This is a genomic window from Stenotrophomonas sp. IS26 (assembly GCF_054188265.1).
The window spans coordinates 164,083-176,753 of record NZ_JBSZJV010000005.1 but is presented as its reverse complement, the minus strand read 5'-3'; the positions used below and the strand labels follow the sequence as shown (position 1 = coordinate 176,753).

Annotated in this window: 9 protein-coding genes; 4 read left to right on the top strand and 5 right to left on the bottom strand. The window is 65.6% G+C overall.

Going from position 1 to position 12,671, the window contains the following annotated elements; translation table 11 throughout:
- Positions 1-70 precede the first annotated feature (70 nt).
- From ACW6W5_RS07205 to ACW6W5_RS07195, 3 genes are all read right to left on the bottom strand, one after another.
- Complete coding sequence (locus ACW6W5_RS07205; protein ID WP_193222811.1) at positions 71-922, bottom strand: EF-hand domain-containing protein; 852 nt, start codon at positions 920-922, stop codon at positions 71-73.
- A 250-nt stretch (positions 923-1,172) separates the two neighbouring features.
- Positions 1,173-3,755, bottom strand: coding sequence for a M14 family zinc carboxypeptidase (locus tag ACW6W5_RS07200; protein WP_428999835.1), 2,583 nt, complete (start codon positions 3,753-3,755; stop codon positions 1,173-1,175).
- Positions 3,756-3,827: 72 nt separating this feature from the next.
- Positions 3,828-6,473: a TonB-dependent receptor gene (locus tag ACW6W5_RS07195; protein WP_152153115.1), complete on the bottom strand. Its 2,646-nt coding sequence runs from the start codon at positions 6,471-6,473 to the stop codon at positions 3,828-3,830.
- 188 nt (positions 6,474-6,661) lie between these two features.
- Here ACW6W5_RS07195 and queD point away from each other — a divergent pair, with 188 nt between their 5' ends.
- A complete protein-coding gene (queD, locus tag ACW6W5_RS07190) occupies positions 6,662-7,015 on the top strand; it encodes a 6-carboxytetrahydropterin synthase QueD (RefSeq protein ID WP_152153074.1) in 354 nt (117 codons plus the stop codon).
- A gap of 204 nt (positions 7,016-7,219) precedes the next feature.
- A complete protein-coding gene (locus ACW6W5_RS07185) occupies positions 7,220-7,585 on the top strand; it encodes a phasin family protein (RefSeq protein ID WP_152153072.1) in 366 nt (121 codons plus the stop codon).
- Positions 7,586-7,680: 95 nt separating this feature from the next.
- Here ACW6W5_RS07185 and ACW6W5_RS07180 read toward each other — a convergent pair whose 3' ends face one another.
- Together ACW6W5_RS07180 and ACW6W5_RS07175 are read right to left on the bottom strand one after the other, a co-directional pair.
- Positions 7,681-9,600, bottom strand: coding sequence for an asparagine synthetase B family protein (locus ACW6W5_RS07180; RefSeq protein ID WP_152153070.1), 1,920 nt, complete (start codon positions 9,598-9,600; stop codon positions 7,681-7,683).
- Between the two features lie 97 nt (positions 9,601-9,697).
- On the bottom strand, positions 9,698-10,309 hold the full coding sequence (locus ACW6W5_RS07175) for a porin family protein (RefSeq protein ID WP_152153068.1): 612 nt from the start codon (positions 10,307-10,309) through the stop codon (positions 9,698-9,700).
- Between the two features lie 334 nt (positions 10,310-10,643).
- Here ACW6W5_RS07175 and ACW6W5_RS07170 point away from each other — a divergent pair, with 334 nt between their 5' ends.
- Positions 10,644-11,333 carry a winged helix-turn-helix domain-containing protein gene (locus ACW6W5_RS07170; protein ID WP_152153066.1) on the top strand — a complete coding sequence of 230 codons (690 nt, stop codon included), beginning with the start codon at positions 10,644-10,646 and terminating at the stop codon, positions 11,331-11,333.
- A 4-nt stretch (positions 11,334-11,337) separates the two neighbouring features.
- The gene (locus ACW6W5_RS07165; protein WP_193222810.1) at positions 11,338-12,666 is read left to right on the top strand and encodes an ATP-binding protein; all 1,329 of its coding nucleotides are present in this window, start codon (positions 11,338-11,340) and stop codon (positions 12,664-12,666) included.
- Positions 12,667-12,671: the final 5 nt, after the last annotated feature.

Genomic DNA, 12,671 nt, shown 5'->3' with positions numbered 1-12,671 from the left:
ACGCGCGGGGAATCGCGCGCCGGAATCATCGTTGGCTGATACGTGGGACGTTCACGGCACGTCCGGGCCGCTAGCGGTTGCCGTTGGCCGAGTGTGCGCCGGCAACCGGCTCGGGATCGCGTGCGTCGACGACGCCATCGCCGTTGCTGTCGGCACGATCAAACATGCGCTTGCCCGAGAGCTGGTACTCGGCGAACGTCATGCGGCCATCGGCGTCCTTGTCCAGCGAGGCGAAGCGCACGCGTGCCTGGCGCTCGGCATCGGCGCGCACGCGCTGGCGCTGCTGGTCCAGGCGGCCTTCGAATTCGGCGGTGTACTCAGCCAGCGACAGCGTGCCGTTGCCGTCGGTGTCGGTGGCGGCGAAGCTCGCTGCACGCACCGCGTCGAACTCCTCGCGATCCACCGCGCCATCCTTGTTGCGGTCGTAGAGTTCCAGCATGCCGTTGGCGGTATGCGAGGTCGGCATCTTCAGCGGATCGCGCGAAGACGCCGCGGCGGTCTCCTGCGTGGCGTTCTGCGACGTCTCGTAGCCGGCCCAGGTCCGTTCGCCGGCGGCATCGTACTCGGCTCGGCTGACCGCGCCGTTCTTGTCGCGGTCCAACGCCTTGAAGCGGGTGTCGGTCTGGCGCAGATGGCCGGCGCGTGCGTCGGCCAGACGCACGTCGAAGCGCTGCAGGTACTCGTCGACGTATTCCTGTTCGTTGACATGACCGTCGTGGTTGCGGTCGGTCTCGGCATAACGCTGTTTACGGAAGGCCTCGAACTGGGCCCAGCTGACGCTGTCGGTCCCATCGGTGGCGAACTGCGTGAGGAAAGCGGTGGCGGTCGGCGAGGCGGTGGCGGTCTTGCTGGCCGGCTGCGCGAGGACGGCCGGGGCCAACACCAGTGCCATCAGGGCAGCGGTGAGCGGAACGATCTTCATGGTGGTTCCCCTGGAGGGACGGCTGCGGGTCGAGCCGGCGGGCGCCATCCTATGCGTATTGCGAATGATTCGCAATACGGAAATTTCACATGGGGTGTGATGGGTGTCTGACAAACGGAAACAGCCGACGTTGGTCGGCTGTTGTTTGGGGGTTGGAAGCCCCGCCATCAGGTGAGTGTGGCGGAGCGGCGCGTCGCGGTGGGAACGGTCCGGAGCCGGCCGGCGGGCGGCACTACCGGTACCCGGGGTGTCAGCCGCGCGGCTTGGTCGGGTTGAGCTGGTTGCCGAAGAAGATCGCGTTCAACAGCAGGCGCTCGGTGCCGTGCCAGTACTTGCGGTGCGCCGGATCATCGGCGAACAGCACCACATTGCCCTGCCCCTGCGGCGACACCACCAGCCACGCGGCACCGGCGACCCGGCTGCGGTTGCGCTCGGAGAGGTAACCGTTGACCTTGGGCGCCTCGTCGATGCGCACCACGGTGGAGAAGGGGTTGCGGCTGGGCTGGAAGCTCAGGCCGTTTTCCTTGTTCACCGCCAGCTGCCGACGCGGTACGCCGAAGCCCAGCGGATGCGTGTTGTCCACGTCCGCGCTGAGGATGTTGCCACTCACCCGTTCGATCGCCGCGATGTCGCGCTGATCGCCGAACGCACGTCGGGCGGCTTCCGGTTCCTTCTCCTCCGGCCCCAGCACTTCGTCGCTGAGCTTCTGCTCGATCGCCCAGCGCGCGGCCGTGCCGTAGGTGATCAGCGAGCCACCGGCGTTGATCCAGCGCTTGAGCGCCGCCACGGCGGTGGCGTCCACGCCGGCATAGGTACCGCCGGCCAGGACAATCGTGGTGTAGCGGTCCAGCGTGATCTTGCCCAGTTGTGCCGGGTCGATCTTGCTGGCCGGCAACTGCACGTGCTGATCAAGCAGGAACCACGCCGAGCCGATCTCGGTGGCACTGACGCCCTCGCCCATCACCAGCGCCACCGCCGGTTTGCGCAGCGCCTTGACGCTGTCACTGCCCAGATCGATGCCACCACGGCTCTGCCCGCTGGACAGCGCCTGGATGTGCACCCCACTGCTGCGTGCGACCGCATCGACCGCGGCAAGCAGCTCGGCACCGGCCAGCGGCTGGCCCGCGACCGGCACCACCACGCTGCCATAGCCGAATGACTGCTCGCCCTGGGCGGTGGCTGCGGTGAACGGCTGGAAGGCCGCACGGGTCAACACACCCTTGGCCTGGAGTGCATACAGCGCGCGGCTGGCGTTGTAATCGCGCCAATCGAACACGTAGGCGTAGCCCGCTTGACCGCCGACCACGCCACCGTTGGCGGCCGGCACGCTGGCCACGCGCTCGCCACCGGCAATCCGGCTGCGGCTCGCGGCGAAGGCGATGCCGTAGGCCGGCGCGATCGCGTAGGAGGTGCTGCCGTAGAACACATCGCCCTTGATCGGTGGGGTGTCGGCGAAGATCGAATGCACGAGGCGGAACTGCGGCTGCGCGGCCTGGACGACGTACGCGCTGCCCGGCTCGAAGCGCAGCCCATCCACGGTGACCGGGGCGGTCAGCGCCTGCACCGTGATCTGGTGCTGCAGCAGCAGATCCAGCAGCCGCTGGGTCAAGCCCGGGTCGGCGGCATCACCAAACACGAAGGATTTCACCGGCTGCTGGTTGGCCTGCTTCAGTGCGGACTGGAAGAACTCCTTCTGCAGCTTCAGCAGCCCGTCGCGCTCGGTCACTGCGCCACGCACTGTGCCCAGTCCGGTGGCGACCTGATTGCGGATGGTGAAGCCGAAGGTCAGCAGGCCATTGACCGATTCCTGCACGCGGCCGCGGGAACTGGCCTGCTCCACGGTCACGCCGACCGCACCGTGGAAGTCCGGGTAGGTCGAGCCGTACACCGGCGAGAAGTTGTCGAAGTTCTCCCCGGTGTAATACAGCGAGCCCAGTGCATCCAGCGACTGGGCGTGGTATTTGGCCAGGGTCTTGTTGAAGTCATACGATGCCGCCGGAATCAGCGGGCTGTGCATGCTCGCCGGCGACGGCTCGAAGTAGTAGGTGCTGTCCTTGCCCATCTCGTGGAAATCGATCTGGACGTTGGGGTACCACTGGTGGAAATAGGCGATCTTCGGCCGCGTGTCCTGCTGGGTCAGCGCCAGCCAGTCGCGGTTGAGATCGGTGAAGTAGTGATTGGTGCGGCCCTGCGGGAACGGTTCGACATGTTCCTTGTCGGCCGGATCGGCCGAGGCAGGCGAGGATGCATAGGCGTTGTGCCAGCTCGCCGCGCGGTCGCGCCCATCCGGGTTCTGCGCCGGATCGAACAGCACCACCGCCTGCTGCAGCCACTGCGCGGTCTCCGCGCTGCGGCTGGCGACCAGGTAGTAGGCGGTGAGCATCGCCGCTTCACCGCTGGAGGTTTCATTGCCGTGCACGCTGTAGCCCAGCCACACCACCACCGGGCTGCTGCCGGCGGCCGAGAGCGGCTGCGCCGGATCGGCCAGGGTGACGTGCTGGCGGCGCAGCGCGTCCAGGTTCTGGAGATTCTGCGCCGAGGTCACCGTGGCAATCAGCAGCGGGCGGCCCTCGTAGCTGCGGCCGATTTCTTCGACCTTGATCTTGTCCGAGTGTTTGGCCAGTTCGTTGAAGTAGGCCACCAGCTGGTCGTGCCGCGTATAGCGGCTGCCGATCTCATAGCCGAGAAACTGCTGGGGCGTGGGCACGGCGGGATCAAAATCACCACTGCCCGGAAAGAAGTACGCGCTCTGCGCGGAGACAGGCGCAGCGAACACAGACAGCACCAGCGCCACCCAGGCGATGGGAGAGAACAGACGACGTTGCAAAGACACAGCGATTCCCCGAGAGACGGGCCGGTTCCTTCCGGCCCTGTGGCTACGCACGCTCCGGTGCAGTGGATGAGGTCAGAAGCGGTAGTCGAAGCCGACCGTGAAGTAGCGACCACGCAGGTCGTACTGACTGAAGTCGTACGGCGCGCGGATGCCCGGGAACGAGGCGTCGTACGGCGGTTCCTCATCGGCCAGGTTCTGGATCTTCGCGTACACGGTCAGCTTGTCGATACCGGTGTAGCCCAGGTACAGATCGAACTGGTTGTACGCATCCACCCGATCCTGCACGGCAGTGGCCGCGGCGCTGGCCTTCTGGTCGTATCCGCTGGTGTAGTACCAGGTCAGCGCGGTGCGGAAGTCGCCATAGCTCCAGTCGAAGGTGGTGGTGGCCTTGTTCTTGGGCAGGGTGGCACCGAGGTTGCTGCCGGCGTAATCCACCAGCGGGCCACCGACCACGGTGGGGCGGCTGTAGTCGCGCACGTGGGTGAAGGCGGTGCTCAGGCCGAAGTCGCCGGCCTGCGTGGTCGGGAAGCGCTGGCGCAGTTCGACATCAAAGCCGGAGGTCTTCAGCTCGCTCAGGTTCTGGTAGCGGTTGAACACCGCCAGCAGTTTGCCGCGCTCATCGCGGCTGACCGCACCCGGCACGTTGTCGGTGACCAGGGTCTGGGTGTTGTTGGTGCCCACCAGGTTTTCCAGCTCGATGCGGTAGTAGTCCACGCTCAGGCTGGTGTTGGACCACGGCGAGAGCACGATGCCGGCATTGAAGCTCTTGGTGCGCTCGGGCTTGAGATCGTTGTTGCCGACAGTGAAGAAGGTCGGGTTCTGCCGCGAGCCCGGCACGTCCGGGTCGCGCGGATCGATCACGCTGCCGTAGGCGATGCTGGTGCTGTTGGAGTTCTCCGACAGTGACGGCGCGCGGAAGCCCTTGGAGGCGGCGGCACGCACCAGCAGGATGTCCCACGGCTGCCAGCGCAGGCTCAGCTTGGGCGAGAACGCATCGCCGAAATCGCTGTAGTGATCGGCACGCGCCGCGGCCTGCAGTTCGAGGCGGTCGGCCAGCGGCACGTTCACTTCGGCATAGGCCGCGGTGACCTTGCGCTCACCGTGCACCTCGGCGATCGCCGGGCGGATCTGCAGGCCCGCGTCGATCTGCCAGGGGTTGTTGGAATCGAGCTTCTCGCGGCGCCATTCGGCACCGGCGGCGAACCCGATCTCGCCGGCCCAGGTATGGCCGATCGCACCGGAGATCTTGGCATCCACGCCCTGCAGCACCGACTCGGCCGGGCGCAGCGTGCTGATGTTGATCGCGTTGAGCACGTCCTGCGAGGTTGCCGACGGATTGAGCAGGTTGTAGCTGCCGGTGGCGAGCGCATCGGCCAGCGCATAGCGGTTGGCGAAGCCGCCGGAGACGGTCTCGCGCTCACTGCTGCGGGCGCCGAACGCACCCACTTCCCAATCCCAGTTCTGCAGGCTGCCGCGCAGCCCGACCAGGCCGCGGTAGGCCTGCGAGCGGTTGGTCTTGATGGTCGCACCGAGGTTGAAGAAGGTGTACTCGATCGGCACCGCGCGGCCATACGGGTTGTACGGGCTGCTGGCGGGCAGGTTGGACGACACCGGCTCGGCCAGCCCGGTATCGGCGTTGAGCGCGAAGCGGCCGCTTTCCAGGGTGAAGAACGGGCTGCTGCCGAACCAGGAGACGCCCTTGATGTCGCTGTAGAGCACTTCGCCGAACGCTTCGACGTTGTCGTTCACCCGGAAGGTGCCGTTGACGTAGGCCTGGTAGCGCTTGGTCGAGGGGATCAGGGTGGTGTAAGGCGCCTGGTTGAAGCCGCAGGTGTTGCCGGCCAGGCCGTCGATCGGTGCGCTGGCGACCAGGGTGGTGCCGTCCGGGCAGTTGCCGCTGGCATCGAGCATCGGTACCGACGTGCCATTGACCAGATAGCGTGCGCCCTTGGCCGACCAGCCGTTCCAGCGGCCGCCGGGCTTGTCGGTGTAGATGCCGGACTTGGTCAGGTCGCGCTGGTCCTGGTCCAGGCGCTCGCGGTTGTAGCCTTCCAGGCTGACCAGGATGTTGTAGCCGTCCGTGTCCAGATCACCGATGCCGCCGATGAACTTCAGGTTCTGCTCGTCCAGCCCGCCCTGATCGGCGGTGCCCAGGCTGCCACCGAGTTCGGCACCTTCGAAATTCTGCCGGGTGATGATGTTGACCACGCCGGCCACGGCATCCGAACCGTACACGGCCGAGGCGCCGTCCTTGAGCACTTCGATGCGTTCGACCGCAACCAGCGGCAGCGCGTTGAGGTTGACGAAGGTGTCCGACAGGCCGCCGGCCGGGAAGCCGTAGTTGGCCAGCCGGCGGCCGTTGAGCAGCACCAGCGTGTTCTTCTGCGACAGGCCGCGCAGGCCGATGCCGGCCGAACCGGAGGCCCACCCGTTGTTGGTGGTTTCGTTGGCGGCGTTGCCGGTGTTGGCCGAGATCGAGCGCAGCAGGTCGGCGACGGTGGCCTTGCCGGTCTCCTCCAGCTGCTGGCGCTCGATCACCTGCACCGGGTTGGCCGACTCGGTATCCGTGCGCTTGATGTTGGACCCGGTGACCCGCACGGCGGCGAGGGTCTTGCTGTCGCCGGCGGCGGCGGCATCGGGGGCGGCGTCGGCGAACGCGGTCAAAGGCGTTGCCAGAGCGACGGACAACGCCGCTACAAGAAGAGTGTGCTTGGGCATGAACTTCAGTGGGGTGGTGGACGACAAGTTCCGCAGTAGTCCATGCCTGGCTGAACCACGGCCAATAACATCTCTTCATACGGATATAAGAGAAACTAACATCTCTTCATCCGGATGGAAATGTTTTCGTTAGCAACAATTAACGCCCGACCCCTGCTGCAGCCCCAGCCCACCGCTACAATGCGGCCATGGAAATCTTCAAAGTCTTTACCCTCGAGGCCGCTCACCACCTCCCCAACGTCCCGGTGGGCCATAAGTGCGCGCGCCTGCACGGCCACTCCTTCCGGGTGGAACTCAAAGTGGAAGGCGAGCCCGGCGAGCAGACCGGCTGGATCATGGACTTCGGCGACGTCAAAGCTGCCTTCCAGCCGATCTACGACCGTCTGGACCACCACTACCTCAACGACATCCCCGGCCTGGAAAACCCGACCAGCGAGCGCCTGGCGATGTGGATCTGGGACGAACTCAAGCCGGCCCTGCCCGAGCTGAGCGAAGTCACCGTGCACGAGACCTGCACCTCCGGCTGCCGCTACCGCGGCTGATCCGATGGCACGCGGGCATCATACGGCGCGGTAGTGCCGGCCCCTGGCCGGCTCCGGGCCATAAGCTACCGCCCGAAACACTGCGCAACCCATTGATATGTAAAACATTCCACTGAATCCGGACGACAACGGTCAACGGAATGTTGCAATGCAATATTTTCGGCGTATGCTGCATTGCATCAACGTTCTCGAGCCGTCCTGACCATGGCGTCCGCGTTCACCGATTCCTTCAGCGACTACACCCGCCAGTTGGCCGCCACGGCCACGCGTGCCAACCGGCTCGCACTGGAGAATGCCGAGAGCATGTTCGGGGTGCAGTTGAAGACGCTGGAAAAGAACATCACCGCCACCAGCGGGTTCTTCGGTGAAATGGTGCAGTCACAGGATGCTGGCACGCTGCAGTCGCTGCTGCCCAAAGGCGCGCAACTGGCACGTGACAACCTCGCCCGTTGGACCAGCGCCAGCCAGGAAGTGGCCGGCCTGGGGCTGAAGGCCTCCGAAGCCTTCGGCGAACTCGCCCGGCAGCCGTTCGCGGACGCCACGCCCAGCGCAGGCAAGACCCGCGGCTGAGCCGGACAACATCGAATTTGCGTGGGTCCCTCCCCCCACGCAATCCCAGACCCGACAGAACCCTCCCTCTGTCGGGTCTTTTTTTTTGCCGGCGATCAGGCCTCGGCGATGGCGCGCCGATGGCGCTCCAGCCACGCCTGGAACATCAGGATCGGCCACAGGTGGGTGTGCCACTTGCGCCGCCCCTCACGGAATTCGGCCCAGATACGCCCGACCACGGCCGCATCGAAGTACCCCTCCCGGCGCAGGCGTTCCTCGTCGAGCAGCGCGTCGGCCCACGGAAGCAGTGGGCCGGCCAGCCAGGCCGCCACGGGTGGCCCGAAGCCCATTTTCGGACGGTGGACCAGGTGCTCCGGCAGATGCCGGCACAACAGCCGCTTGAGGATGCGCTTGTGCTCGCCACCGGCGTATTTGAGCGGGCTGGGGAGCGACCAGGCAAAGCGTGCGACGGCGGCATCGAGTAGTGGCGAGCGCGTGTCCAGCCCATGCGCGGCACCGGCACGATCGATCTTGGTCATGATCCCGTTGCCGAGATCCATCATGAAATCCAGGTACTGGACGCGGTCGGCCGGATCGCCCGCAGGGAGCCAGCGCTGGCAGTCGGTAAAGAGCGTAAGAGGCTCACTTGCATGCAGCACGGCACGGCAGGGATCGCGCCAACGCGATACGCGCAGCAGGTAATGTGCTTCCAGACTGTCTGCCTGCAGCTCCGAGCGCAGCGCGGGCCATCCACCCAGCCGGGCACGCTCGCCGTCACGCTGCGGCCATTGCTGCAGCATCCGCCGCAAGGGCGCAGGCATGCGCGCCGTCCAGGCCGCATTACGCAGGGCCCGCTGATAGGCCCCATGGCCATGGAACAGTTCATCGCCCCCATCGCCGGTGAACACGCTGCTGTGGTCTTTGGCGACCAGTGCGCACGCGAGCAGCGTCGGCATCTGGGAGGCATCGGCAAAGGGCTCACACCAGACGTCCGGCAGGGACGCCACCAGCGCCGCAGCCTCGTTCCAACGCAGGATGTGCCGGGTGTGCCGCGTCCTCAGGCGTCCAGCAACTTGATCCGCCCAGTCCGATTCGTCATGACGCGGATCATCGAAGCCGACCGTGAAGGTCTCCACCGGCAGCGTGGATTGGGACTGCAGCACGGCGGTCACCAGCGATGAATCGGTCCCGCCGGAAAGAAATGCAGCCGCCGGAGCGCCGTGAGGCCTGCATCGCGAGACAGCCTGGTGCAGGAGCAGCTCCAGTTTTCCCGTCGCATCGTCGAAACTCAGTGTTGAGTAGGCCCGCTCGTCGATCGCGGCGCACATGTCCTCTCGGGCATCCCAGTAGCGGCGACCTCCTGCGTGATCGACATGCGCAGTTGCGCCGGCTTCGCGCGCGGCCAGGTTGAGACGGACCACGCAGCCCGCTGCAACCTTGAAAATGCCCTGTTGAATGCTGTGCGGGGCGGGGATGTAGCCATAGCGAAGCAACAGGGTGAGTGCATCGCGACTGATGGGCGCCTGAAAGCCGGGATAGCCGTGCAGCGATGTAACACTGGAGCCGAACAACACGTCGCCATGGCACCACCCGTAATAGAGCGGACGGGCCCCCACCCGGTCGCGGGCCAGCCAGAGCACCTTGTCCTGGCAGTCCCATACCGCCAGCGCAAGCGTGCCATCGCAATCGTGCAGCGTACGCTGCACCCCGCGCGCCGCGATGGACAGCAACAGCAGGGTCGCATCATCCGCACCTGGATGGACGCTCGTGGCGTACTCGCGCTCAAGGGCGGTGCGCACGTTCAACCTGCCATCCATGCACAGCACGTAGCGCCCGCACCGGGACCTGCGGGGCGAGCCATGCCGCGCCGGGCCGGCGTGCAACTGGGCCAGTGCCACGCCGTCATCCTCTTCACACCAGGGCGCAGGTGGCACGCTGTCACGATGGCGTGGTGTCACACTCATGGCTTGCACGTGCTGCGACAGTTCCGCTGCGCACCGTCCAGGACGCAGGACCGCGCCACAGATACCACTCATGGGTCTTTCTCCTACCGGGATGTGAGCGCGCGGCACTGCACCCGCTCACTTTGGGAAGCCGCCACCGATCCGCACGGATCGGCGGCGGTCGCTCGAATCAGAAGCGGTAGGACATACCCACGTTCCAGGTGTTCAGGCGCATTTTTTCGTCCCCCGAGGCCTGCGTCACCTTCTTGTTGACCGACTGTGGAATGCTGTACTCCGCGCGCACGGCAAGTGCCTCGGTCAGGTACACGTTGGCACCGACGCTGGGCGTGACGCCGAACTTGCTCTGGCGGATTCGCTTGGTATCCCCCACCGCGTTCTTGGGCGGGGCCAAGCTCTGCTGGCGACTGCCGACCGCTGCCTTGCCGAACACTTCGACACGGTCGCCAATCGGCAGCAATGCAAGCCCGCCGACATTGAGCGAGCGGTTCGTCAGTCGCGACACGTCCTTGCTGCGGCTGTTCTTGAGTGTGTTCTCGAACGAAGCTTCTGCGGCCAGGAATGGCCCGAAGCGATATCCGGCGCCGCTGGCGTAGCTGGTCCCCGAATCGCTCTGCTTGCGCTTTTCACCGGGCACCACGTCCGCTGCAGGGGTCTTCGACTTGACGTGCGTCTTGCCGAGACCACCGTAAACATAGGCACCTTCGCGATCAGGGGAAGAAGCGTGGGCGGTGGTGGCGACCAGGGCGAGCGACAGGGCAATGAGGGAACGCTTGATGTACATGGGTGACTCCGTGGTTGGGAGTACACAGCGTGGATCCCTGCCGGCCGCATGTCAGTGGCGTGCGCGTGTGCCTGTCGAAACCGTTGTCGACTGTGTGTAACCGCGCGTGACAACGTGCAGAATGCGACACTGCAGCAGTGTCCGTCCCGGATCCATCGCCGCACCACTGAAGCTGCTGTATACGCCACGGGCAGTCGTTGTCTGCACCAATTGACGTCCTTTGTTTCAGCGTGGCGGCACCACGGCTCACGAACGGCCCACCGCAGTGCGTGTGACGGGCGATGCCTTGCCGTACTGCTTTACGATCGCGTCAGGTCAGGCAGGCGATGCAGCGATGGTCGATATCGTACTGGTGGAGGATGACGAGCGTCTGGGCAGGCTGGTGAGCGGCTATCTGGCCAGACACGGCTATGACGTACTGCATCAACTCACTGGCGAGCGTGCCGTGGAGCGGATTCCTGCGCTGGATCCGGCCGTGGTGCTGCTCGACGTGACCCTGCCGGGCATCGATGGCTTTGCGGTGTGCGCAGCGCTGCGTCCCCGCTATCCCGGCGTGATATGCATGCTGAGCGCCCGTACCGATGATATCGATCAGGTCCTGGGGCTTGAGCTGGGTGCCGACGATTACATCGGCAAGCCGATCGAGCCGCGCGTGCTGCTGGCACGTATCCGTGCGCATCTGCGTCGCGACAGCGGCCAACGACAGACCCGCCCGACGCTGTGCTTCGGGCAGCTGCGCATCGAGCGCGATATCCGCGAGGTGACCCTGCAGTCCAAACGCATCGAATTGACGACGGCCGAATTCGATCTGCTGCTGTGCCTGGCCGAGAGCGCCGGAACGATACTCAGCCGGGACGATCTGTTGCGCGACCTGCGCGGCATCGGATTTGACGGACTGGATCGCTCGATAGATGCACGCATCTCACGGCTGCGCCGCAAGCTCGGCGACCTGGGCGAGGTGCCGGATCGCATCAAAACGATCCGCAGCAAGGGCTATCTGTTCAACCGGGCCGGGTGGGACTGACCCGATGGCGTCCTCTGGTACGGCCATTCACCACGCCGGGCATTTCCGCCTCTTCCTGCGCTATTGCCTGGGCTTCGTACTGGCCTACCTCATCCTTATCGGCTCCGGATTGTACCTATGGGCCGCGCTCACCGAGCAGGGCGAAGACCAGCAGATCCGCACACAGCTGCAAGGCATCCATCATCTCCTGCAGGCTCGCTATGCCGATACCCCGCAGGCGCAATGGCCGCAACTGACCCGGCTGCTGCAGACGCAGTTCGCCTACCCAGTGCGGGTGATACCAATGGCCGAGGCACCGCACACGCTCTATCCCCAATCGCTGCAACATCTCGAACAGGGGGGACTCGTGGTGACCGACGATGCCCATTTCAGCTATCAGCGGCTGCCTGGCTCGAGCGAGGTGCTGGTGCTGGGCGATTTCTCCAAACCCGACAAGGCCGATGTCGCCTGGTACGACAGCCCGAGCGTGGACACGCTGGTAATGGTCGGCATTTTCGTCATCGCCATCGCACTGCCGCTCTATTTTCTGGTGTATCGGCTCTGGCGTGATGTCTATGCGCTGGGCCACATGGCGCTGGCGATACAGCAGGGCGACCTCGCCGTCGGTGCACCGGCGGTCGGCACGCACCTGGTGCGACCCCTGCGCGAAGCATTGTCCAGGATGGCCACCCAACTGCAGGACGTCATGGAAGGGCAGCGGATCCTGTCCCAGGCGGTTGCGCACGAAACCCGCACCCCGCTGGCGCGGATGCGTTTCGCACTGGCCATGATGCAGGTAGGTGACGAGGACCCGGAAGGCACTGAACTGCTCGAGGGTCTGAAAGCCGATGTCACCCGGTTGGAGCAACTTGCCTCGGCTGGCGTGACCTATGCGCAGTTCGGGCGCAGCCTGCGGATCAGCACCCAACGATTGGAGGTTGCCGAGGTGTTCGACGCGCTCGACCAGCGTCTTCCGCCCGGCGGCAGGGTGCGGCGCCTGCGCTTCCTGCCCTCGCATCAACGCACCCTCGTCGCCAACCGCGATGCGCTGCTGCTGGCACTGGGCAACCTGATCGGCAACGCGTGCCGCCATGCGGCCAGCGAGGTGGTGGTAAGCGCATCCACGGTCGAGCAATGGGTGGTCATCGCCGTGGACGATGACGGACCTGGCGTCGCCCCGGCAGACCGCGAACGCATTTTCCAGCCGTACGTGCAGCTGCAGCGGCACCCCGATGGCTTCGGACTGGGGCTGGCCCTGGTCCATATCATCGCCATCAAACACGGTGGCCGCGCGGACGTCTGCGACTCGGTTCTCGGCGGTGCAAGGTTCCGGCTGTTGCTACCAGATGCCTGACGCGC